Annotated in this window: 15 protein-coding genes; 6 read left to right on the forward strand and 9 right to left on the reverse strand. The window is 65.9% G+C overall.

The features are described from left to right. Positions 1 to 390 precede the first annotated feature (390 nt). The 5 genes from JMJ56_RS21865 to JMJ56_RS21885 form a co-directional block, all read right to left on the reverse strand. Positions 391 to 2,751, reverse strand: coding sequence for a PAS domain-containing protein (locus JMJ56_RS21865; protein ID WP_202833901.1), 2,361 nt, complete (start codon positions 2,749 to 2,751; stop codon positions 391 to 393). A gap of 307 nt (positions 2,752 to 3,058) precedes the next feature. Next, on the reverse strand, positions 3,059 to 5,089 hold the full coding sequence (locus JMJ56_RS21870; RefSeq protein WP_202833902.1) for a PAS domain-containing sensor histidine kinase: 2,031 nt from the start codon (positions 5,087 to 5,089) through the stop codon (positions 3,059 to 3,061). Between the two features lie 1,030 nt (positions 5,090 to 6,119). Next, positions 6,120 to 6,809 (reverse strand): gamma-mobile-trio protein GmtX, encoded by a 690-nt coding sequence (gene gmtX, locus JMJ56_RS21875; RefSeq protein WP_202833903.1) that lies wholly within the window; start codon positions 6,807 to 6,809, stop codon positions 6,120 to 6,122. 50 nt (positions 6,810 to 6,859) lie between these two features. Next, positions 6,860 to 9,790 (reverse strand): VPA1269 family protein, encoded by a 2,931-nt coding sequence (locus tag JMJ56_RS21880; protein WP_202833904.1) that lies wholly within the window; start codon positions 9,788 to 9,790, stop codon positions 6,860 to 6,862. A 119-nt stretch (positions 9,791 to 9,909) separates the two neighbouring features. Continuing rightward, positions 9,910 to 11,439, reverse strand: coding sequence for a site-specific integrase (locus JMJ56_RS21885; protein WP_202833905.1), 1,530 nt, complete (start codon positions 11,437 to 11,439; stop codon positions 9,910 to 9,912). Positions 11,440 to 11,727: 288 nt separating this feature from the next. On the opposite strand from JMJ56_RS21885, the gene JMJ56_RS35580 reads away from it, so the two are divergent. Both JMJ56_RS35580 and JMJ56_RS21895 read left to right on the forward strand, forming a co-directional pair. Continuing rightward, positions 11,728 to 12,378 (forward strand): transposase, encoded by a 651-nt coding sequence (locus tag JMJ56_RS35580; RefSeq protein WP_202833906.1) that lies wholly within the window; start codon positions 11,728 to 11,730, stop codon positions 12,376 to 12,378. Positions 12,379 to 12,796: 418 nt separating this feature from the next. Then, positions 12,797 to 13,399, forward strand: coding sequence for a hypothetical protein (locus JMJ56_RS21895; protein WP_202833907.1), 603 nt, complete (start codon positions 12,797 to 12,799; stop codon positions 13,397 to 13,399). 10 nt (positions 13,400 to 13,409) lie between these two features. On the opposite strand, the gene JMJ56_RS21900 is transcribed toward JMJ56_RS21895, so the two are convergent. Continuing rightward, positions 13,410 to 14,213 carry an SDR family NAD(P)-dependent oxidoreductase gene (locus JMJ56_RS21900; RefSeq protein WP_202833908.1) on the reverse strand — a complete coding sequence of 268 codons (804 nt, stop codon included), beginning with the start codon at positions 14,211 to 14,213 and terminating at the stop codon, positions 13,410 to 13,412. A 73-nt stretch (positions 14,214 to 14,286) separates the two neighbouring features. Between JMJ56_RS21900 and JMJ56_RS21905 the strand changes: the two genes are divergently transcribed. Then, the gene (locus JMJ56_RS21905) at positions 14,287 to 14,481 is read left to right on the forward strand and encodes a hypothetical protein (protein WP_202833909.1); all 195 of its coding nucleotides are present in this window, start codon (positions 14,287 to 14,289) and stop codon (positions 14,479 to 14,481) included. Positions 14,482 to 14,612: 131 nt separating this feature from the next. On the opposite strand, the gene JMJ56_RS21910 is transcribed toward JMJ56_RS21905, so the two are convergent. Next, positions 14,613 to 15,038: a response regulator gene (locus tag JMJ56_RS21910; RefSeq protein WP_202833910.1), complete on the reverse strand. Its 426-nt coding sequence runs from the start codon at positions 15,036 to 15,038 to the stop codon at positions 14,613 to 14,615. 330 nt (positions 15,039 to 15,368) lie between these two features. Next, positions 15,369 to 16,076 (reverse strand): lysozyme family protein, encoded by a 708-nt coding sequence (locus JMJ56_RS21915; protein WP_236038236.1) that lies wholly within the window; start codon positions 16,074 to 16,076, stop codon positions 15,369 to 15,371. A gap of 218 nt (positions 16,077 to 16,294) precedes the next feature. Here JMJ56_RS21915 and JMJ56_RS21920 point away from each other — a divergent pair, with 218 nt between their 5' ends. The 3 genes from JMJ56_RS21920 to JMJ56_RS21930 all read left to right on the forward strand — a co-directional run bounded on the left by JMJ56_RS21920 (position 16,295) and on the right by JMJ56_RS21930 (position 23,370). Further along, positions 16,295 to 17,278: a Bug family tripartite tricarboxylate transporter substrate binding protein gene (locus JMJ56_RS21920; protein ID WP_202833911.1), complete on the forward strand. Its 984-nt coding sequence runs from the start codon at positions 16,295 to 16,297 to the stop codon at positions 17,276 to 17,278. Positions 17,279 to 17,321: 43 nt separating this feature from the next. Next, positions 17,322 to 18,155, forward strand: a complete 834-nt coding sequence (locus JMJ56_RS21925) for an NADPH-dependent oxidoreductase (RefSeq protein ID WP_202833912.1) — start codon at positions 17,322 to 17,324, stop codon at positions 18,153 to 18,155. A 76-nt stretch (positions 18,156 to 18,231) separates the two neighbouring features. Next, entirely contained in the window at positions 18,232 to 23,370 is a 5,139-nt protein-coding gene (locus JMJ56_RS21930; protein WP_202833913.1) for a beta strand repeat-containing protein, read from the forward strand. Positions 23,371 to 23,373: 3 nt separating this feature from the next. Here JMJ56_RS21930 and JMJ56_RS21935 read toward each other — a convergent pair whose 3' ends face one another. Next, a complete protein-coding gene (locus JMJ56_RS21935) occupies positions 23,374 to 24,477 on the reverse strand; it encodes a microcin C ABC transporter permease YejB (RefSeq protein ID WP_202833914.1) in 1,104 nt (367 codons plus the stop codon).

Genomic DNA, 24,477 nt, shown 5'->3' on the forward strand with positions numbered 1-24,477 from the left:
AGGCAGCGGCGCATTCCTCTAGGAACATGTATATGAAGCGGTGGCGTATCGCTCCCCCACCTCGGGGCGCGGCTGGGGGTGGCATGGACGGCGGACAGATCCTCGCGTTGGAGACTCCGGCGACAGCCGAGCCGAGCCGGAGGCAGCGCCTGACGGCGGCCCTGGTCTGCTTGGCGTTCGCGACGGCCACCTTCGCCCTTCTCCCCATCGCATCGCGCCCGCTGCCGTCCATGCCGGGCTTCGTCCCTGCGTACCAGAGCGCCCTCATCGCGGTCTACGCGTTGACCACCTACCTGTTCTTCAGCGAGTACCGTCGGGTCCGGTCGGTTCCTCTCCTCGTCCTTGGAGCAGGGACTGGGACAGGCGAACGAGGGACGCTCAAACACGCTCTTAGTCGCCTTTTGTCGCCATCAGCAGTTCCGTGACGCATCGAGCTAGATCATCACCGCTCACCGGCTTACGCAGCAGGCTGTAACCACACTCACCTGCCTTGCTTGCTCCCGGTTCAACCCCGCCTGCATAGCCAGTCAGTAGGATAGCGCCAAGACCAGGTCGTCGGCGTTGTGCCTCGTCGATGAGCGCTACGCCGTTCATGCGCGGCATGGACAGATCAGAAATCAGGGCATCTACGGCCTCGCCCGCGTCGAGTAGTGCCAAGGCAGTTTCGGCGTCTCGCGCCTGAACAACATCGTGGCCGCGTTCGGACAACTCGCGAGCCAGCATTTCCCGCACCAAGTCCTCGTCATCCACCAGCAGGATGCGGCGCCCGCTGGCGCGCGACGGTGCGTCGCCCAGTGCCGGGGCAATCCCGACGACGGCGTCAACATTGGCGACCGGTAACCATAGCGCCACCGTCGTCCCACGACCCGGCTCGCTTCCAATGTGCAGCCCGCCACCGCTCTGCTCGGCGAAGCCGCGCGCCATGGCAAGGCCTAGCCCAGTACCCTTCCCCGGCTCCTTAGTTGTGAAGAAGGGTTCGGAGGCTCGAACCAGCGTTTCGGCATCCATGCCGCAGCCGGTGTCGGACACGGACAGCCGAACGTACGAACCAAACTCAAGGTTCACCGGATGGTCTAGCTTCATGCCGCGCGCGAGTACTTCGGACTGGGCTTTCAGGGTCAGGGTTCCGGCACCGTTCATGGCGTCACGGGCATTGGTGGCGAGGTTCACCAGCACCGTTTCCAACTGCCCCTTGTCGGCCAGGAGCGGCGCCAAGTCACACGCCGTTTCGACCCGGATCTCGACTCCCGCGCCGAGGGTGTGGGATAGAATTTCTTGCGTACTCTCTAACAAACGCACAGCGTCCAGCGGCTCCGCCCGGAGTTCGCTGCGCCGGGAGAAGGCCAGGAGGCGCTGAGTGACCGCACTACCACGAGCCGTGGCATCGGTGACCATGCGAGCGAGATGCCGCACCACATCGGCATCGGCTGCGCGCCGCCGAATCAAAGCTGCGCCACTCCGGACAGCTTGCAGAACGTTGTTGAAGTCATGCGCGACACCACCTGCAAGCTGGCCGAGCGCCTCCATGCGTTGGGCGTGCGCTAGTCGAGCCTGCGCTACCTGCAAGTCGCGTGTCCGTTCGTCGACTAGGCGTTCGAGCTCCGCCCTGCTGTCCACCAAGCTTGTCTCGGCTTGCTTGCGCCCGGTTATGTCAATAGAGGTGCCAACCAGGCCGATGACGTTGCCCGACGCATCCCGCAGTGGCGCCTTGGTGGAGAGCCAGACCGCCGGGGTACCGTCAGCCATGTTGACCCTTTCTTCGACCTGCTCGGCGACGCCGCTCTGCATGATTCGCTGGTCGTTAGCCATCACGGCCTCGGCCTGGCGCTTGTCATTCAGGAATTCTGCGTCCGTCCTCCCGAGGAACTCCTCGCTCGGCCTACCGACCAGACGCGACGTGCCCTCGTTGGCAAGCAGCATGCGGCCCTGCCGGTCTTTGGCGTAGACCACCCCGGGCACGGCCTCGGCGAAGGTCCGCAGCAAGGCGGTGGCGCGGTCGCGTTCGCCCTCCATGACATGGCGCCGCTCAATGTCGAGCAACACGCCCGGGAAGCGCAATGGCGTGCCGTCAGGCGCGAGGTCGACACGACCATTCGCCTCAATCCAGCGATAGACACTGTCGGACTGCCGGACCCGATACTCGCAACGGTAGAGACCGCCGCGTCCAAGGGCCTGAGCGACAGCCTCCATCACGCGCGGCTTGTCATCAGGGTGGATTGACGCGGCTACCTTATCGAGGCCGAGTCCCGTCCGACATTCCTCAGGATCGAGATTGAAGGAGCGGGCGAAGCGCTCGTCAGCGGTGAAGGTGTCAGTCGGTACATCCCAAACCCATGTTCCAATGATGGCGCCCGCATCAAGCGCCAACTGCACCCGCTCCGCCGCCAGCCGGGCCGCCTCTTTACTGGCAGCGAGCGCCGCCACAGCCTCGCGTTGCTCGGTGACGTCCATGGTGACGCCGAAGACCGAGCCGGGCCGACCAGGGTCGGCGGTCACCTGCGCACGGCTCAAGAGTCGACGGATGCTGCCATCGGGTCGAAGCACCCGGTATTCGATTTCCGTAGAACCGCCCTCGCGCATGAGGCGCTCGAAGTCACCGGCCAGGCGGTCGCGGTCGGCTGGGTGAAGGCGAGTGAGCCAGACCGCGTGATCGAACCGGGCGGTCGGCAGCACGCCGAAAAGTGCCCTCAGGCCGTCATCGCAGCGGGCCACTTGGTCCGGCCCAATTTCAAACAAATGGATACCGCCCACCTCTTGCGCTCGCAGTAGGCGACTAGCGGCCCCGTCGGCATCGTCCCTGCGTCTGCCAGAGTCGTCGGACAACGGTTGCCTCACCTTCCGCATTGCTCGGTCAAAGCTACCAGCGCAAGCGGTAAGTGACCATCTTCTATGACGTCGGCGCGTTTCCTCTCTGCGCAACCGCCCCAGAGAGCGACCAAACAGGATAGTGGGTGGACATTGTCTCGTGGGTTTGCCGATTCCATCCTGTTGTCTTGAACTGGTGGCGGGGTCGCCCCACGGTCAACCAAAGCGGCAATGGACTGGGTGCGACGCCAGCTTACTGCCGCAGGAAAGGGCTTCCTGACGGTAGCCGTAGCGTGCAGCGCAGACCCTTTGGTTCGAAGCGGAGGTCTGCGCCCAAGCCCCCCTGCATGGCCAGCCCCCGTTCGAGCAGCCGCAAGCCAAAGCCCCGCCGTGTGGGCGGACCCGGAACCAGTGGACCGTCCCGCTCGACCCACTCCACCCACGCGCCGTTATTGGGGGTGCAATGGCAAGTGACGGAAACCCGGCCTGCCGGGGCCGACAGGGCGCCATGCTTGAGGGCGTTCGTGCCTAGTTCGTGCAGCGCCATTGCCAAGGAGAGTGCGTCTGCGGGGCTCAGCAGCACGTCCGACGCGCACGCGCCGAAGTCCACCCGGGCCTCCTTGCCGCTACTGGTACTGGACCTCATCGCCTCGCGCACCACTTCCGACAGCATGGCGCCTTCCCAGTGCTGTCGCGTGAGCAGGTCATGGGCGCGGGCGAGCGCGATCAGCCGCGCCTGGAAGGCCGCCGAGAAAGAAGCCATGTCTGGGGTGCCGCGCACCGTCTGGACCGCGATCGACTGAACCACTGCGAGGGTGTTCTTCACTCGGTGATTCAACTCGTTGACCAGCAGCGTCCGTCGATTTTCGGCGCGCACCCGCTCGGCCGCGGCCCAAGCACGCTCTGCAACCCCGCGCGCAAAGCCGATCTCCTCTTCCGCCCAGCACCGTGCCTCGTCGTCGTGCACGTAGATGAGCGCGGCTAAGCGACCGTCGGCGAGGAGCGGCACTGAAAGCTGTGAGCGGGCGCCGTAGGCAGCATAGTTCGCGGCGACGGCAGCGGTGAGCGGGTCCAAGGCGAGGTTCCCGATAGCGATGGCCGCGCCCTCTGCGAGCCTTTCCGCGTAGGCCGCTCCGTAATCCGCGATGCGAAAGCGGCCGGTCGCGCTCGGCATGCGGCCATTGGTCCAGTCGCGCTCGATCACGTAGTGGCCGTCTGGGGTGACAGGCGCGTAGCCCGCGCGCCCAGCGCCTAGGGTCCGGCCAATAATCTCGGCGGCGGTGCACGCAATCTCAGCTGCGTCCCGCATGTCGCGGAGACGGTCGCCGAGTTCGATGAGAGCATCACGCCGCGCCTCGGCCCGCGCGAGTTCTGTTCGGTCGCGCATAATCTTGATGAGGCCGATCGGCGGGACTGTGGGGTCGGCTGCGGGGTCGCGCAGAGGCAGCATTAGTCCGCTGCTCCAAAAACGCGTGCCGTCCCGGCGCAAATGCCAGCGCTCAGCCGCCGCGCGCCCTTGGGTTAACGCGCCTGTTGCCTCACGCTCTGGCACGCCTTCAGACCGGTCCTCGGAAGTGAAGATGAGGTCTGCAGACTGCCCTACGATCTCGGATTCCTCATAGCCCAGAAGGCGGCGCGCCCCTTCGTTCCACGAGATAACGCGCCGCCCGATGTCCATGCTGATGATTGCGTACTCCGTAGCGCTTTCGAAAATTAAGCGCAGCCGTTCGCGCTCGGCGCGCAGCGCATGCTCGCTTGTCCGGAGGGCCGAGAGCATGGCTCTGAGGTCGTCGAGCAGGAGGTCGGTGTGCGCTTTCGTGGCTAGCGCCTCGTAAGCCGCCGCGTTGTCGGCCAATGAACGTTTACGCACTTGAACGAAACCTGTGACATCCTCTACGTGGTGGAGAATCAATTCGACCTCTCCGCCCTCACCTAGGACAGGCGCGTTCAGCGGGGTCCAATACCGTTCCTCAAAAGCACCGTCCGCTCGCGTAACATCGTACCTCTGCACTGCCATGCGGTCGGGGGCACGGGTCGCCAGCACCCGAGCCAGCGAGGCGCCCAGATTGCGCGTGCCTGTGGCAGCGTGGTCATCAGGATTATCCGGAAAGACCTCGAACAGGCCACGTCCAATGATTCCTGTCCGCCAGGTCATGCTGGCACGGAGGTATGCGCCGTTGGCTGCGACCATGGTGAACCTCGGCTCGTCGGGTAACAGGACGAGGCATGGGCTCGGTAGCGCTTCGATCAGCCGTCTGAGCCCATCCCCGGAGGTGGCGGTCATCAAACGCCTCTTTGCTTATGAAGCTCTATTCATGCAGGAAAGCACACCTTACGGTAGTGTACATTGCAAGCCAGAACGTACCCGCACAGGCCAGCCAAATCGATGGTTGGTACGACTTGCGGGCAAGTACGGCCTGTCAGGCGCGTGAAAGGGCGATACGCTCATCGTCGATCCGCCCAACCGTGGCTCTTGCCGGTGGCGCCTTCGGCTTCCATGGCGGCCTGCCGTCAGCGTATAGCGACATGGGGCAGGTTCAGCTCGACGGCACTCGCCTCCATGCAGTGGAACTGCACAAGCAGGTCCCGGTGGTTGGAAGGCGCAACGGCCAATGCGTTCTCGAGCCTACCGGCTTGTCCAACCACTGGGGTATCCGCCCCATCGGCATAGCCCATCTGGCAACGAAGGCGGGCGCCTCGCCGCGGACACGTCGATCATGCCGCGGTAGCTCGGCTCCCAAGGTCCCTTCAGCTCGTCATTAGCAAGCGAGGTGATGACGATGCCTGGGCTGGTCGTGTTGAAGCGGGCGCCACGTGTGCTCCAGGGGACGGCCTCGGTTATCTAGCGGCCAACGGCACCGAGCAGCATGTTACGGCCGCCGTGGGCCACACCGTCAGAGTGGCCCTCGAGCAAGGTGATGAACTCGAACCTGAGGCAGTTGGGCTGGAAGACACGTATGGGGCCTGCCCTTCGTATCCGATCTTGGCTGGCCTTCACCCTCATGCTAGAGAATGCCCTGCGGCCCTCTGTCGGAATTGGTAGACGAACGCGACTCATCGTTAACTGGGTGCCCTGGTGGAAACGCTAGGAGTAGAACTGCTCAAAGTCGGGGAAGGCTTAACTGCTAATCCCGAGCCAAGCCCAGAAATGGGAAGGTGTAGAGACTGGACGGGCAGCACCTAAACTGCGGAAGCGGCAAGGTGAAGGGACAGTCCAGACCACGAACCCTTCTAGGGGCGGCGAAAGTCGAAGTGGTACGAAAATCGCGAGCCTTAACGGGCGTCCCGGTTCGAGTCCGGGGAGGGCCACCACCTTAACGCTTTTTCGCTTTTCTTATTGCGGCCGTTTTGTCGCTTGCAGGCTTGGGCGGCAGGCTCGTATCTAGAACCTTCATTACTATCTGCAGCAGACCGGCGCGTGACAGCGCTTCGCCATTCGCAACAAGGCGGCCCAGGTCGTCCCACGCCCCTCCTCGACTGCTAGCCTCAGTAGGATCGATGAAGGCAGACAAGATGTCACTCTCTTCGCGTGTTAGAATGCTCAAAGGTGTCAAGCTTGCCCCTGCGTTTGGTGCGGGCTCCCGATGCCGGACGAGCTTGTCAGGTGTCAGGCTGCGCAGCATTCCTATTTGCCGGTGCATGTTCCTGAGCGAAGTCCGCATCGCGAGAACGATGACCCGTGCGCTTTCAGGCTGTAATTGATTTAGCAGGATGTCAGGCAGATCGTCCTGCACATTGCTCGGCAGACGCGTTTTTCGGAGTTGGTCGACTGTTCGCCTGTAGGTCTGCCATATGCTGATGACCTCGCGGTAGCAGAAGCTCGATGGTGTTTTGTTGTAGAAGGTCTGCTCCGCTATCCACCTTTGCGGATGCAGTTCCTTGATCATGCTAACAACAGCGACCACACTTAGCTCATCACGGCGTTCAAGAAGGCGGCGACAGGCTTCGTCAACCTTTACCACGTTTGCACGTGTGCTCTCCCGCACCCCTGGCGTCGCCAGCACGTGGTCAATCGACCCTCGCCGGACCTCCTCCGCCTGATCGCCGACGGAGCTTATGGCACAGACTCCGTCTCTGGTGCTATCAGCTCCAGAGTGAACGGCGCATCTTTGTATTTAGACACTAGGGGATTGCCAAGCAACGCGTCCATTTCCTCAACGATGCCCAGGCTCTCGAAGGTCTGCTGCTCGTCAAATACTTTCCGGAACGCCGACTTGCCCCACTTCCTATAAAGTTCCACCATGATAGCGCCAGCGGCGGCGTCTCCCTCAGCCTCTGTCATCATGGCCAGGGCTGGAGGCCTCCTATTCCGCACCAGCATGCGGATCACCGCCTCTCGCCGCTCCCGGCGCAACTCGGTGGTGCGGGTGGAGGGAAACCATCTCGCCGCATGGCAGAGTTCGTCAACACCTTCTAGCCTTGGCTGCAATTCCCATCGGAACTCCGGCAGTTCGTGAAATAGCAGCGCAGGCACGGACGCCCCTTCGGCCCGCAAGTGCTCACGTGCCATTGCTCTGACCTTCTGCCAAATCTGAAAGTGTGCGTTTAGGCTTTCGACGAGATTGGTCAGAACGTCAGCTTCGCCCTTTAGCTCCTGCCGGAGGATGTGAAGCCCTTGCTCCTCCACCGGGTCTGATAACGCCCCCTCCTTTCTGGCCCTGGCGTAAGTCGCCTCCTTCTCGTCGAGCGTCCTGCGCATCTCGTGGTATCGGAGGGCGCTCTGGTGGGCGTGGAGCGAGATCTCGTTTACCTTAAGCCGGACCCCCTCCATGAATGGTGTTCCCGTAATAAAGAAGCGGCAGCGAGCACAGTCTGGGGCGCCGCCGACCGTGCACGGCACCGGGCCAAATGCTTTAGCTGCTTCCTTGTGCTTATACTCGGTGCGGTCGGCAATCCGGATACCCTCGTCACAGCGTGTCCTCCCGTTGGGACAAATTCCAATATCGAGTGACGCCAAATGGCCAGTAGCATTACTCAGCCCAGAGTTCCGCAAACCTTGAAGCGCTGCCATGCCATGACTCCCGGCAATGGCTGCGCGATGCACCTCTTCAATGGTTTTGGACGTGAGGAATTGCTTGAACTCCTGCTGTTTCTCCCGCATAGCCCTGATATATGCTTCATTCAGAACATCGCTGATGTGAGCCGGGTTCGGTTTGATATAGTAGAGCGTCATGACCCATGCCGCATGGCCTGCCACGATGTTTTGCAGGATCCAGGGATGCACACCCGACATCGCCATCCGCGTGAGCCCGGCATGCCTAAGGCCATGCAGATTAAAAGGACTTGTTTGCGGAGAATTACCCTGCCACGTAGAGATTAGATCAGGCGCGGTCGCGTGGCGTGCCTTTGTCCGCCTCTCCAACTCGGCCAGAACCTCAAGCCAAAAAAAACGAAGCTGTTGTGAGCTTGGCGGTGAGCTCTTGTATTCTCTGGCATTACCAGCAGGGTAGCGGAACAAGTAGAAGCACGCTGGGCGTCTCTGGATGACGCCCTCCGAAGCCTTTTCGAACACGCCTTTCCGCACGGCCTTGTACGTTAGCGGGCTATCAACGGGGTTGTGCATTTCCTGCCAAGTACGCATTTTTTTGACAATATCGATTGCAGCTTCATTGTGCCACTGGATGACGTAGCCACTGCGCTCGTCGAACAGAGTCTTACGGTCGGAGGTCTTGTTCGAGTTGATGAACAGGCCGCATAAAACCCTGTCCTCGAAAGTGTCGTTGAGACGCCGAAGCACGCCGCGCTCCGGACGTGCTACATTTGTGCGTTCCCAGTATCCTGCATGGGGACCATAGTTTTCTTCCCAAGCATCCCTGGCGAGATTAAAGACCTGAATGTCACCCTCTCCAGAGTCAAGCCTGCGCGCTTGGACCTGCCGAATGGGAATTTTGACGAGAAGGCTGATAAGGTAGGGAAGCACAGGACAATAAATACGCTCCGATTTCGTCGCGCCGACTGGGATCCAATCAATCCAATCAATAGACCGTTTTTTCGGCCAGTCCATATCGTTATCGAATAAAATATGCTCGATCTCTTCCATATACTCAACTGGAAGGGCCTGTTGGACCGTCTCACTCGGGTCTTCGGAGTTATCCCGCCGACTGCTCCACGACCTATCTATGTCAGAAGACCGGAAAGGGAAATAGACACCCGATCGCAAGATTGGATCGCCGGTTACTTCGTCGTGCGTGAAAAATCTATCCTGATTCGACACAACCCAATAAAGGAAATCATAAAGGAAGGTCTGAATTCGATTGTAAGTGTAAGTGCCAGGTAAGCTTTCGCGCAGCCAGTCGACGAGTGACGGACGCTCAATCGAAGCTGAGAAGTAGTTATCGACGTTTTGAACTTGTGGCGCAACAGCTAAGTAAGAGATAAAATGCTTGAAGGCGTTATCATAATGGTCAATGGAGCCGAGTTTTTTTGCTTCGTAGAACCGACGTAAAAGGATTTGCCATTCGGAGAGCGCGTTCTGTGGAATATAGTGCGACATCGCAAGAAGGGGCGACCACTTTTTAGTTACGTCGGCGCTGACAGCTACGCCAACCTGCTTAAGGCCGGTCATTTGATGTCTAGAGATTCCTTTGAGCCATTTTCCCCTTTGGTTGTTGGAAAGATGCATGTTGATAAAGCGCCTCAGGGCGTCGCTATCGACAGTTAAGGTTCGTCCCTCGATGGTTGCTAGCCATAGGCTTGCGATGGCACAGCGCGCTAGCCTAGAAGGCTTCGTCATACCAGCTGCTTCAGCGGTATGGTTCACCCATGCTCGCAGTTCAGGCACTAAACGGTCGTATTCCCAACGACGCCTGAGGCCCCCAAGTGGCGCGAGGAGCACGCCACGTCGCATCAGACGGGCGAGCACCGGATAAACCTGCTTCGCATTCATCGGCGCGTCGAGCAAATACCCTAATGCCGCTGCTGTGCCCTCGAGAGTGAAGAGGGTAGCGTCGCTTACATCTTCAAGTATACCGGTTGTCTCGTCCAAGTCCTCTGCCGTGAGTGGCCGGACAACTGCCCAGCCGTTCATGTCTGCTGACGTCGTCCAGTTGGTGCGGACCCGAGTCTTGGTCGTGACCGGCATCTCGTCGCGGGGCAAGCGCGTCTTCACAGGATGCCACCCTCATACTCCGGGTGCCTCGCGACCATGAATTCGTAGGTGCGCTCCAGCCGGAGCCCCTCCGGAAGCATGGAACGCCTTTCGCTCAACGTTCTATTTAGGTCGTCGCTGACGTCCGAGGCAGACGGAATACCATAGCGGTCAGAGCTGCCGGGATGTCTCTGCCGAAGCGCCGTCTGCAGAGTTTTGCGCCCCATTCCCAACTTGCGGATCGTATGAGCATACAGGTGACGGGCGCCATGCGAAGTGGTTCCGAACTTCTTTCCGTACGGTAGACCAACACGTCGGACGGCCCGTCTAAGCATTCCCTCATACGATTCGATGCTCGCTGGAGCGCCAATCGATTTGTAGCCGTCAACTAGATTTCTGGCTTCCTGTTCCGACACGAAGAGGAAGGGGTGCGGCTTCAGGTTTAGTCCCACCCGACGTTCCATAACTTTATTTCGTCGGGTGATGTAGTATCGGAACAGCTCTAAAAAGAGCATGGAGGCAAGCGGGTCTGTCCAAAGTAGAACAGCATAGTAATCCTTGCCATTCGTCGCCGATCGCTTCCAACCAACCCGGTAGGAGCCAGCACCATGCGTCCGAGGCGAGAGGTTAAACATTACCCTGAGATATTCGCGCCGATTCGTCCTCAGTTGTTCACCGTTCAGTCCGTCCAAAGAGGCATAACCTAGCGCCGGATGGTACAGCAAGGCGTGAGCATGTCCGGGACGGAACGGATCCTCAACAACATCCGTCACCCAGAGATGGTGAGGCTCGTGCTCCCGCACTCCAGCAAATACTTGCAATAGAAATATCATCATAGCGTCGACATGAAAACCGTCCCAGCCCCCAGTACTGGCCCCGCGTCGCCGAAATCCGTCCCACAGAACCTTTTCGACTGCGTGGGCTGGAAAGCTAATTGCGGCCTCTTGGCCGCGACGTCCCTCGACATTTGGAAGCAACGCAATCCGCGGCGACATTGCCTGCTCGTTCAAGTAGCTCTTGATCGATAGATTCAAGCGCTTGGTAGCACTTAGTGACGATAGCGAATCATGTCCACACCATCGCCGCGGCACAAGGTGAGCATGATCCATCTCACGAACGAGCCATGATCCGAAGCCGTCGATTGCCTCTGCCACACGGTTCGCAATGAGGACTGGCTGTGGAAGCCAGTATAATCCCAATGGGTCGTGGCCATCCTCTATCGTGCCGTTGATAAGGGCACTTGCGAAACTCCTAAGGACGCGGCGGTATGAGACAACCGTCTCGAACTCTTCAGGATCCACACGGCGCCTTGCGATTAGGAAGTCCCAAAAAAGGCCAACCGAACGAGCCAAATTAGCCTGCCAAGCGTCGCTGTAAGCCCATTTGGCCGCCATGCAGTCGTAGAGCGGCCAAAAGGGATAAGCTTCTCCTCCGCCGTCTTCGACTAGAAGCAAAACCCTTACAGTCCAGCCAAACGGCACATACGGTGTCCCCTGTGCTGGAACTCGTACGACGGTGTGGCTTTGCCCAGTAATCGTCGATAACATTATCGTACTCTCCTGCAATGTCGGTGAATTTGCCAAAATACGTTTGTCGTCATTACGGGGGCCCTCGCTTAGCCAATAACTCTGACACAAGCTCCACCCACAAACTGTTGCAGCGAAACCATTATCGAGCGTTAATTATGAATCCGAATCGAAAACTAGCAGCCAAGTTCGGTGTTCAGGTTGCTCGTAGAGTGGCCCCTTTTTCGACCTGACACTGAGCGAAGCCGTGAGCGCCTAGGCATGCGCCTATACCGAACGATCCGACGCGCGTTGAAATCATCACCGGCCATGAGTGCCGATGCCGCGGCAGCAGCGGCTGAGCTTCGGCTGATCGAGAAAACCATGGCGCCGGGCATGACGATCGCTACCCTCGCCTGCCTGCATGGCATCTCGCCTAGCCTGTTGTTCGGGTGGAGGCGACTTATGGCCGAGGGTGGCAAGGCGGCGATCCAGGTCGACGACGATGTGGTCGCGGCTAGCCGGATGCGCGAGTTGGAGGGCCCTTCCAAGTCCTGCGCCAGTTCAGCTTGTCGGCCCAGAGCAGCCGCTCCAGCAGCATGCGATGCAGGCGGGCCCACACGCCCGTGGACTACCAGTCCTGCAATCGCGGCTAGCAGGTCGTGCCGGACTCGCAGCCCATCTCAGAAGGCAGGTCTTTCGACTAGGTGCCGGTCTTCAGCACGAAGACGATGCCGGATAGCGCCGCGTGTTCCTGCACCAGTGACCACCCACCCTACGGTCTCGGTAACCGAGGCGGCAGCCGAGAATTTCGCGGTTCGATCCGGATTTTGTGCCTCACCATCTTTGAGGCTGCTTGTTTGCCGCTATGCACCCGGCATTGCGCTCACGACCGGACCTCGGCAAGCGAGGGTTGGACTTCGAAGTGGGTCGAGAGACGCCGAGCGTGGTCCGCTTCCTAGAAGCGGCTTCCCCGGATGAATCGTCAGAAAGCACACGGGCTGCGTTTGCCCACACCACGCCCTAAAGCGTGAACCTGGGCGGTCTGGCTCCATGAGCGCTCATGAGGCTGAAGCCGATGTCCCGACAATAACCTTTACAGTCGCTGTCCACGCCTTTCGGACCTCGGGCAGGGACCAAGCGTCAGGCAGGCACCACTAGTAGGTGCCGGTAAGACAACTTTACCCCAAAGATGACACAGGGGACTCAAAATCCCCCGGCCGCAAGGCTATGCCGGTTCGAGTCCGGCCGCCCCTACCAGATCACGTCCGTTGGCTGAGCCGTTCTTAACCCGGCATCAACCCTCCTTGAGCCAGGCTCGCTTCGCGGCATGTGAAGCATGACATTGCTGCTAGTGTCCCAAGATCGTCACAAGTCGAATCTGGCAGGAAACGCACGCATGGCGACTGATACGATCCGCAGCGGCCTCCGCTTTGGCCGCCTCGTGGTATCGCATGAGGACAGCCCCTATTTCTGGCGCGGCCGCTTCGCGCGGCGCCGCTGGCATTGCGACTGCGAGTGCGGCGGCAGCGCGACGGTGCGGGAAGACAGGCTGAAGGCCGGCACGACGCTGAGCTGCGGCTGCCTGCGCGACGATGCATCCCGCGAGCGGCAATACCGCCACGGCGGCAAGGCCGGCGGCCGGGTGGCGCCGGAGTATCATGTTTGGCAAAGCCTGCTGCACCGCCAGCAGGAAGCCTCCGTCTGCCGCCGCTGGCAGGCCGGCGGCGGGCGTGGCTATGCTGCCTTCCTGGAGGATCTCGGCAAGCGGCCAAGCCCGGATCACCGGTTGGTTCGGCTGAACGAGCAGCGCGGGTTCTCCCCGGCGAATTGCGCCTGGGAGCACTCGCCGCCGCGGCGCGGCACGCCGCGGCACTTCATCCCCTATCGCGGGCGGATGGTCAGCCTCTCCGCCGCCGCCGCGGCGACCGGCATCGACTACCGGCGCCTTTGCAAGCGGCTGGAGCGCGGCTGGTCACCGGCGGAGGCGCTGCGGCCGTAACGTAGAAGGCTCAGACCGGCCCGGCGGCCGTGAACCCGCCATCGACTGCCAGCTCGGTGCCGGTGATGTACTTCGCCTCCTCGGAGACGAGGAAGAGCACGGCATGGGCAACGTCCCAGCCGCTGCCCATCTGCCCGACCGGCACGCTGGCATGGCGCCGGGCGATCAGCGCTTCGGCGTCGTTGGCGCCGAGTTGCCGCACCAGGCGGTGCTCCACCAGCGGCGTGTGCATCAGCCCGGGGATGACCGTGTTGCAGCGGATACGCTGGCGCGCATAGGTCAGGGCGACCGACTTCGAGAAGGCGATGACGCCCGCCTTGCTCGCCGAATAGGCGACATGCGGCCGCCCGGCCGACATGCGCAGCGCGGCGACGGAGGAGACGTTGACGATCGCCCCGCCGCCCTGCGCCTCCATCACGGGCAATACGTATTTGCAGCCGAGGAAGGGCGTCTTCAGGTTGAAGTCGATCTGGCGGTCCCAGACCTCCTCCGGCATGTCGACCGGCCCGCCGGGATGCGAGCCACCGACATTGTTCACCAGGATGTCGATGCGGCCGTAGCGCGCGATGCAGGCGGCGATGGCGGCTTCCACCGCGGCAGCGTCCAGCATGTCGCAGACATGGGTGGTGCAGGTGCCGCCCTCGCCGTCGACGAGCGCGGCGGTTTCGGCGACGGCCTCCGCCGCGATGTCGATGGCGAAGACCTGGGCGCCCTGGCGCGCCAGCAGCACCGCCGTCGCCTTGCCGTTGCCCCAGCCCGGCCCGACCGAGCCCGCGCCGGTGACGATGGCCACCTTCCCCGTCAGATCCAGCATCCTCCCCTCCCCCCCTGAACTTTCGTGCCGCTCCGGCGATGAAGCAGCGATCGTAATCGAGACAGAGGATGGCATGACCACGCTGCTTCGCCTGCTGCTGATTCCCGCCCTGCTGACCATGAGCCTGGCCGCCTGCGACCGCGGAGGCCCGGCCGAGCGTACGGGGCGCAGCCTCGACCGGGCCGGTGAGCGCGTGCGCGACACGGTCGACCCGCCGCGCGGGCCGGTGGAGCGGCTGGGCCGCTCGGTGGACCGGGCGGTCAACTGAGCCTGGGCTGATGCAGGCACGCCGTCGGCTGAGTTAGCGAGCCGGCGGCCCCGCCCCGCAAGGGCGGATCGGCCTGTCACATCATCATGGGCAGGAACGGCCGCTGCGCCTCAGGGCCGGCGGCTGCGGAGTCAGACGCGGCGGTCCGTCCCGATTTGTTCCGGGCGGAACGGGCCACGCGCTGCGTCGCCGCCCAACAGGTCCGCAATCACCGCGACGGCCAGCGTCGGGGTGAAGGGCTTGGCGATGAAGCGCGAGCCGGAGACCTGTTGGTGGGGCTCCGCCCGGTTGTACCGGCCCGAGGCGTAGATGACCGGCAGCCCGGCGCGGATCACCCGCGCGGCGCGGGCCAGGGCGAAGCCATCGGACCCGCCGGGCAGGTTGATGTCGGTAAGCATGAGATCGATCTCGGGATGGTCGCAGAGCAGCGACAGCGCGGCACGCGCATCCTCCGCCTCCAGCACCTCGAAGCCCATATCGCCTAGGGCATCGACGAGCGTCAGACGGACCAGAAAGTCGTCCTCGACAACAAGCAGAACAGATTGGTGACCATGCATCAGTGGATTCCTCGCCCCCGCCTAGGCGAAGCCCTGATCGAAGCCACCGTTGCCCGCTGGCGCTGTGACGAGCGCGTTACAGGGTACACAAAAATGCGCTCGTCACCCTGAAGTCGCATTGATGCGGAACGAAGGAAACCGCGGCTTCACCCGGACCGGCCACAAACATCGCCTCTCGGATGACAAGTAACAGCGGTGGGCAACCTCCCGCCTTTCTTATGTTTCCTTATCAGGTCATGGCTTTGGACGATCCAGCCGCGGCATCACTGCCTCGTGGCCACTTATTCTGATTTCACAGATTCAACCTGTGGCGTGGTCTCAGCCGGATGATCAGTCCGCGCGGTCCTGCATCTCGGCCACTTCGAGCAGGGTGGCGCCGTTGCGGCGGGCCTGCATCGCCTCCGCCTTGCGACAGGGTTGGCCTCGCAGCAGGGTGGAGCCGGGAGCGGTCACTTCCAGCTTGGCCCGCACACGGCAGACCACGCGTTGCGAGGAGGCGGGGGAGCCGCCATGCCAGCGGCGGATCGCTTCCTCCCAGGTGCCGGTCTCGGTGTACCAGCGGCGCAACAGGCCGCCGGCCCAGTCGGTCGCCCGCACCGGGTCGAGCGGCCAGTCGGACCCGCGGGCATGGACCCGGGCATTCACCTGCACGCAGCCCGCCATGACGCTCTGCCGGGCCGGAGTTTGGGCCAGGAGGCGGCGGGCCGTCGACAGGTCCTCCGGGAAGGAGGCACGGCCGCCGATGCTCAGCGCATGGGCGTGCAGCCCGCTCTCGGAGAGGGCGACGGCGACCAGCAGGCCCTGCGGCAGGCCGTGCACCTGCTCGGCCCGGCGGGCGGCGGCGAGGCAGGCGGCACGCGGGGAATGCGGCAGGGCGGTCGCAATGGCAGGCGGAAGCTGGTCCTGCGGCGCATCCGGCAGGCGGGGCGCGGCGGTTGCGGCGGCCTTGTGGGCCGGGCGGGCCGAAGCGGTGGCAATCGGTACGGCGGCCAGGACCAGCGCCAGGGCAATACTTCCCCGCCACAGGGCTCCTGCCATGCGGTTTTCCCCCGAAGGGAGGGCGCCCCACGCACCACGCGGGAACGCCGCTGAGGGTCGCCGGGAGTTGCCTGCCGGCGTGCCGTTCGCGGACGTCATGCCCTGGCGTTAGCATGGGCGTGAAGGATCACGCAACACGGCGTGATCGACGCCGGACTGCCGCGGCCCTGGGGCCGCCCCATTTGCAGGCCATGCTCCTGCCGCCGGGAGAACCCATCATGCCGAAGCTCACGCGCCGCAGCCTCGCCGCTGGCCTCGCCCTTTTCGCCCCTTCCGCCCGGGCACAGGCCGCCTACCCGGAGCGACCGGTGATGCTGGTGGTGCCCTTCTCCGCCGGCGGCGCGGCAGACATCGCAGGCAGGACGCTCGCGGCCCATGCCGGGCGCTACCTGCCGAACCCGCAGGCCGGGCTGGTGGTGGAGAACCGCACCGGCGCCTCGGGCGCGGTCGGCACCGGCTTCGTCGCGCGGGCGAAGCCGGACGGGCAGACCCTGCTGCTGGCCCGCATCGGCTCCTCCGCCATCCTTCCGGCAACCGACCCGCGCACGCCCTATGCCTGGGACGAGTTCACCATGCTCGGCCTGCTGGACGAGAACCCCTTCGTCCTTTGCGTCCGGGCCGATGCACCCTGGCGGACGCTCGGCGAGCTGGCCGGGGCGTTGCGCGAGGGACCGGGGCGGCTGAATTTCGCTACCACCGGGCCGGCGACGCTGCTCGACCTCGGGGTGCGGCACCTCTTCGCCAGCCTCGGCCTGCCGATCGATGCCGGGGTCGCCATCCCCTTCCGCGGCGGTGCGGAGGCGGTGGTGGCGGTGCTCGGCGGGCAGGCGCAGTTCATCGGCAACAACCTCAGCGACATGGCGGGAGCGATCGCCGACCGGCAGTTGCGCGCCCTGGTGGTCGGCACGGCGGAGCGGCTGCCCTCCCTGCCCGGCGTGCCGACTGCGCGCGAGGCGGAGGTGGAGCCGCTGGCGCGCATCGCCGGCTGGAATGCGCTGTTCGGCCCGCCCGGCCTGCCGGGAGGGGTGGTGGCCGCCTGGACCTCCGCCCTCGCCCAGCTGCGGCAGGACCGGGACTGGATGGCGGCGACCCGCCGCGTTGGCTCCATCCCCCGCCTGCTCGATCCGGAGGAAACGCGGGACTACGTGCGCGCCCAGGTGGCGCTGTACCGGGAGCTGGCGAAGCGGCTGGGGCTCGTCTGAAGCGGCTGGCGGCACTAGCCTGCCGGCGAAACGGAGACCGCCCATGGACAGCCTGACCCCCGCCACCGCCGGCAAGACGGAAGCGCTCGCCGCCCGCTATGGCCACGATGCCATCCCCCTCGCCGGGCCGTGGAACGAAACCATCGCCGGGATGCTCGGCCATCGCTCGGTTCGTGCCTACCGGCCGGACCCGCTGCCGGAAGGGACGCTGGAGACGCTGGTGGCCGCCGCCTCCTCGGCCGCGACCTCCTCCAACCTGCAGACCTGGTCGGTGGTCGCGGTGCAGGATCCGGAGGCGCGCGCGGCGCTCGCCGAGGTGGCGAGCGGACAGAAGCATGTCCGGCAATGCCCGCTCTTCCTCGTCTGGCTGGCCGATCTCTCGCGCAATGCCCGGCTGGCCGAGGCGGAGGGCGTGGCGCTCGAGGGGCTGCCCTATCTCGAGAGCTTCCTCGTCGCCGCCGTCGATGCGGCGCTGGCGGCGCAGAACGCCGTGGTGGCGGCGGAATCGCTCGGCCTGTCGACCGTCTATATCGGCGCGCTCCGCAACGACGTGCAGCGCGTGGCGGGGCTGCTCGGCCTGCCGCCGGGGGCGGTTGGCGTCTTCGGCCTCTGCGTCGGCTATGCGGCCGATCCGGGTGAGGTGAAGCCGCGCCTGCCACAGGCGACGGTACTGCACCGCGAGCGCTACGCGACCGAAGGCGAGGCGGCGCAGCGCGCGGGCTATGACACGGCGCTCGGCGAATTTTCCGCCCGCAACGGCATGGGGCCGGAAGGCTGGACCGGACGCGTCATCGGCCGGCTGGCGAAGCTGCGCGCGATGGCGGGGCGCGACCGGCTGGTGGCGGCGCTGCGGGGCATCGGCTTTCCGCTGCGGTAGGGGGTTTCTTAAGCGGAAGGAGGGTAGAGCCCCCTGACCGGCTGCGCCGATCCCCGGCGAGCCGGCAAGGGGTTCCATGGCCACGCTCACCGGCACCGCGGGCGCCGACCTGCTGCAAGGGACGGAATGGGCGGACAGCCTCGCCGGCCTCGGCGGCGACGATACGCTGGTCGGCGGCGCGGGGAGTGACACGCTCGATGGCGGGGCGGGCATTGATCGCGCGGTGATCGACCGCTCGGTCAGCACGGCGGCCATCACCCTCTACATGCTGGCGCCGGGGCTGGTCAGCCAGATCGCCGGAACCAGCGTGACAGGGGTGGAGCATCTGAGCTTCACCGCCGGCAGTGGACATGACGGGCTGGTCGGCGGCGCGGGGAATGACAGCCTCGCCGGCGGGGCGGGGAACGACGCGCTGCAAGGCCTGGCCGGGGCGGATACGCTGCTCGGCGGCGACGGAATGGATACGCTCCATGGCGGGGCCGGGGCGGACCTGCTCACCGGCGGAGCGGGGGCGGACCGCTTCATCCTGCAGGGCAGCGGCGGGCTCGACAGCAGCCTCGCCGCCCCCGACCGCATCGCCGACTTCAACGCCGGGGACGGCGACCTGCTGGTGTTGCGCGGCGAGGCAATCGGCACCGGGCTGCTGCCGCTGGCGACGGGCAGCTTCGGCCTCTCCGGAGGGGCGAGCCTGCCGGTCGGCTTCGGCGGGGCGCTGGCGGCGCGGGTGGCGCCGGCCGCCGGCATGGCGCTGCCGGATGCGACGGGGGGGCAGGGCCTCACCCTCTACTGGCAGCCGGGGCATGCGGCGGGCGGCTGGCTGCTGCTCGACCTCGACGGCGACGGGCTGCTCGGCACGGCCGACCTCGTGGTGCGGTTCGACCTGCCGACGGGGCAGGCAATCGGGGCCGGAAGTTTCGTCGCCGGGACCTTCTCCACCCTCGGGACCGCCGGAGCGGACAGCCTCGCCGGCACAGCCGGTGCGGACCGCCTCCACGGCTTCGCCGGTGCCGATGTGCTGGCCGGGCTCGACGGGGACGACACCCTCCTCGGCGGGGACGGGACAGACGGCCTGCTCGGTGGGGCCGGTTTCGACAGCCTGGTCGGCGGCGAGGGCGAGGATGCGCTCGATGGCGGCGACGGGACCGACGTGCTCGACGGCGGCAACGGCGATGACGGGCTGGTCGGCGGCGCGGGGGACGACCTGCTGCTCGGCGGCGCCGGGAATGACTGGCTGCGGGGCGGCGACGGGGATGACAGCCTCCAGGGCGGCCTCGGCGCCGATCGGCTGGAGGGCGGGCCGGGGGCGGATGCGCTGCTGCTCCAGGGTATGGGGCAGGTGAGCTGGTCCACCCTCGCCGCAATGGATACGGTCATCGGCTTCAACCGGGCAGACGGCGACCGGCTCCGCATCAGCAATGCCTGGTTCGGCCGGGCGGATGGCAGCGGGGCGGATGCGGGACTCTATGCCGCGGCGGATGGCATCGCCCGGCCCCTGGTCTTCAGCGGCAGCATCGGCGCGCCGGTCACGGCGCCGGCCGAGGGGATGGCGCTGCCGGCGCAACGGCTGGACGCCTACCAGGCCTATTGGCAGCCGGGCCAGGAAGGCGGCGGCTGGCTGGTGCTCGACCTCGACCGCAACGGGCGGCTGGACGCGACCGACCTCGTCGTGCGGATCGAGGGCGTCGGCACGCTGGGCACGGCGGATTTCGTCGAAGGCAGCTTCCTCAGGCTCGATGGCGGCTATCTCGTCGCCGGGACGCCAGCGGATGACAGCCTGCAAGGCGGCAGCCTGGCCGAGACCTTTCTCGGCAGCCTCGGCAATGACCGCATCGCCGGCGGCGCGGGGGCGGGGAATGCGCTGAGCTATGCCGGCCTCGCCGGGCCGGTCGCCGTCACCCTCGCCGGCACCGCGGCCGGCATGGCGGTGAAGCCGGGCGGCGGGGTGGACAGCTTCACCGGCATCCAGGTGATCGCCGGCACCGCGGGCGCCGATACGCTGGATGCGGGCGGCGCCACGGCGGGCTTCTTCGCCCTCAGCCTCGAGGGGCGGGCGGGGGCGGACCGGATCATCGGCAACCGCACCACGACGGTGCAGGTTTCCTACGGGGCGAGCCCGGCGGCGGCGCTGATCGACCTCCAGGGCGGCACGGCGCAGGACGGCTGGGGCAGCATCGACGCGCTGGTGGATATCCGCCGGGTCGCGGCGCTCTCGGCCCATGGCGACACGGTGCTGGGCACGGCCTGGGAGGATGTCTTCCTCTCCGGCCAGAGCGGCAACAAGAGCTTCGACGGCCGCGCCGGGCAGGATGAGTGGCGCTATGCCGGCGACGGCGCCATCACCGTCATGCTCACCACGACCACGGTGCGCGGCTTCGTCCAGGGTCCCTATGTGCTGAAGCCGGGAGGCACCGACCGGCTGACCTCGATCGAGATCGTCACCGCCGGCGCCGGGAATGACAGCCTCCACGGCTCGGCGGCGGATGAGCGCTTCGGCGGCGGGGCCGGCGACGACACCATCGATGGCGCCGGCGGCTTCGATACCGTCAGCTACGATACGGGCGGGCTGGCGACGCAGGGCGTGGTGGCAGACCTCACCGCCGGCTTCGGCCAGGACCAATGGGGCGGCACGGATGTGCTGCGCAACGTGGAATTCCTCTGGGGCTCCGCCCTCGGCGACGACCTGACCGGGCTGGCGATCGGCGCCCATGCCTGGCTGCGCGGCCTCGCCGGGAACGACACGCTGCGGGCGCCTGCCGCCGGCACCTGGGTCGGCGCCGATTACGCGGGGGATCCGGGCGCCATCGATGCCGACCTGGCCGCCGGCATGGTGCGGGACGGCTGGGGCGGCATCGACCGGCTCGTCTCCATCGGCCTGATCCGCGGCTCGGCCTTCGCCGACACCATCGCCGGCGGAGCGGGGGCAGGTACGCTGATCGGCGGCCTGGGCGACGACACCTACAGCATCGGCCCGGGCGACCAGGTGGTGGAGGCGCCGGGCGAGGGCTTCGACACCGTCATCGCCGATCGGCCCTATGCGCTGCCGGCGGATGTCGAGGCGCTGGTGCTGGCCAATCTCGCCGGCAGCAGCGCCAATGGCTGGGGCAACGGGCTCGACAACACGATGGTCAGCCAGGCCGGCGCCGACGCCATGGATGGCGGCGGCGGGCAGGATACGCTGCGGGGCGGCGACGGGGCGGATACCCTCTATGGCAGCGACGGCGACGACCTGCTGGCGGGCGAGGCGGGGAACGATGCCCTGCTCGCCGGGCCGGGCGGCGATACGCTGCTCGGCGGCGAGGGCGACGACGTCATCATCAGCGAGGCCGATGGCCGCTTCACCGGTACGCTGCTGCTCGATACCGGCGAGGCGGCGCCGCGCGTCATCGCCCTCGCCGATATCGGCACCCCGGCCGACAGCATCGATGGCGGAGCCGGCTATGACCGCTGGGGGCCCGGCAGCATCGGCATGTTGCTCGACCTGCGCGCCGCGCCGGGGGCGATGCTCGGCATGGAGGAGATCAACGGCTCCGCCGGCAATGACGTGCTGCTGCTGGCGGCGGGGCAGCCGACGGCGGCCCTGAGCGGTGGGGCGGGGGACGATACGCTCTCCGGCAGCGGAAGCGGCGACTGGATCTATGGTGGCGACGGCGATGACCTGGTCGCCGGCCAGGGCGGCGATGATTCGCTTCATGGCGGGATGGGGAAGGATAGGCTGATCGGCGGCGCGGGAGCGGACCGGCTCGATGGCGGCGACGGGGACGACCTGCTGGACGGCGGCGCTGGCGCCGATGCGCAGTATGGCGGCATCGGCGCCGATACGCTCCGCGGCGGCGCCGAGGGGGACTGGCTCGATGGCGGGGATGGCGGCGACTCGCTGAGCGGCGGCGATGGCGAGGATAGGCTCGCCGGCGGCCTCGGTGACGATACGCTGCTCGGCGATGCGGGCGCCGATCAACTCGACGGCGGCGACGGCAGTGACCGGCTGGAGGGTGGGGATGGCGCCGATGCGCTGCTCGGTGGCGCAGGTGGCGATACGGTGCAGGGCGGCGCCGGCAATGACCGGCTCGATGGCCAGGCCGGGCGGGACAGCCTGGAGGGCGGCCTCGGCGACGATACCCTCGTCTCGACGGACTGGGACGCGTTGCTGGACGGCGGCGAGGACAATGACCTCGCGCTGATCGACCGCAGCGCCTTCGGGGCGGGCCTCGTCCTCGACATGGCGGTGGGCCGTCTGACGGATGGCGCCCATGTGACCCTGCTGCGCGGGATCGAGCGGCTGGATGTCACCGGTGGCGCCGGGGCGGACAGCCTCGCCGGCGGCGCGGGGGATGACACGCTGGATGGCGGGGCAGGAGTCGATCGGCTGGCGGGGGGGGTGGGCCACGATCTCTATCATGTCGACAGCGCCGGCGACCGGGTGTTGGAGGCGGCGGGCGAAGGCCGGGATACGGTGGTCGCCGCCATCGACACCGTGCTGCCCGCGCATGTCGAGGCGCTGGTGCTGGCGGCCGGGGCCCTGCGCGGCACGGGCAACGCGCTCGCCAACCTGATCACCGGAAACGATGCGCCGAACATCCTCGGCGGCGGCGCGGGGGACGATACGCTGGCCGGCGGCGGCGGGATGGACCGGCTGCTGGGCGGCGACGGGGATGACCTGCTGGACGGCGCCTCCGGCCTCGGCGAGATGGATTGGCTGGCGGGCGGCGCCGGCCACGACACCTACCGGGTGGACAGCGTCGCGGACCAGGTGGTGGAGGCGGCGGGCGGGGGCATCGACGCCGTGTTCGTCGATATCGCGGGCGGCAGCTACGTCCTGCCGTCGAATGCCGAGAGGCTGGTGCTGCTGGGGACGACGCGCATCGGCCAGGGGAACGCGCTCGACAACGTCATCACCGGCAATGCGGCGGCGAATTGGCTGATGGGCGGCGCGGGCGGGGATACGCTCGATGGCGGGGGCGGGAACGACGTGCTGCTCGGCGGGACGGGGGCGGACCTGTTCCTGTTCGCGCCGGGCGGCGGGGCGGACCGGATCGGCGATTTCACCCCGGGCGTTGATCACATCCGGCTCGGCGGCGTCGCCGGCTTCACCGCCGTGCTGGCGGCGGCGGCGGACCGGCCGGGCGGGGTGGTGATCGATCTCGGCGAAGGCCACAGCCTCACCCTGGCAGGCTTCGCCAGGTCCGCGCTGTCGGCGGGGGATTTCCTGTTCGGCTGAGCGCTACCGCCGCGCGGAGAAGTCGATGCGCGGGTCGACCAGGGTGTAGGCGAAGTCGCCGATGATCTGCATCACCAGGCCAAGCAGGGTGAAGATGTAGAGCGTGCCGAACATGATCGGGTAGTCGCGCCGGATCGCCGCCTCGAAGCCGAGCAGGCCGAGCCCGTCGAGCGAGAAGATGATCTCCACCAGCAGCGCCCCGGTGAAGAGGATGCCGATGAAGGCTGCGGGGAAGCCGGCGATGATCAGCAGCATAGCGTTGCGGAAGACATGGCCGTAGAGCACCCGCCGCTCCCCTGCCCCCTTGGCCCGCGCCGTCACCACGTATTGCTTGCCGATCTCCTCCATGAAGGAGTTCTTCGTCAGCATGGTCAGCCCGGCGAAGCCGCCGATGACGAGGGCGACGGTCGGCAGCACCATGTGCCAGGCGTAGTCCGCCGCGCGGGTCAGGAAGGGCGCGTCCTGCAGCCCGGAGGAGAGCAGGCCGCGTAGCGGGAACCACTGCACGAAGCTTCCCCCCGCGAAGAGCACCACCAGCAGGATGGCGAAGAGGAAGCTCGGGATTGCATAGCCGACCAGCACCACGGCGCTGCTGGCGAGGTCGAAGCGCGTGCCGTCCTGCACCGCCTTGCGGATGCCGAGAGGGATCGAGACCAGGTAGATGATCAGCGTGGACCACAGGCCGAGCGAGATCGAGACGGGCAGCTTCTCCAGGATCAGCTGCGAGACCGGGCGGTCCTGGAACAGGCTGCGGCCGAGGTCGAAGCGGGCATAGCCGGCCAGCATCTCGCCGAGCCGCTGCGGCCAGGGCTTGTCGAAGCCGAAGGCGCGCTCGATCTCCTGCACCACCGCCGGGTCGAGGCCGCGGGCGCCGCGGTAGCGGCTGGCCTCGTTGCCGCCGCCCTGGTTGGCGGGCGGGCGGGTCGTCTCGCCCTGGCCCTCGCCGGAGAGGCGGCCGAGGCTGCTGCCGCCCTGGCCCTTCAGCTCGGCGATCATCTGGTCCACCGGGCCGCCGGGGGCGAATTGCACCACGGCGAAATTGATCAGGATGATGCCGAGCAGCGTCGGCACCACCAGCAGCAGGCGGCGGAGGAGGTAGGCGCCCAT

The organism is Belnapia arida (genome assembly GCF_016773205.1).
GTDB classification, from domain to species: domain Bacteria; phylum Pseudomonadota; class Alphaproteobacteria; order Acetobacterales; family Acetobacteraceae; genus Belnapia; species Belnapia arida.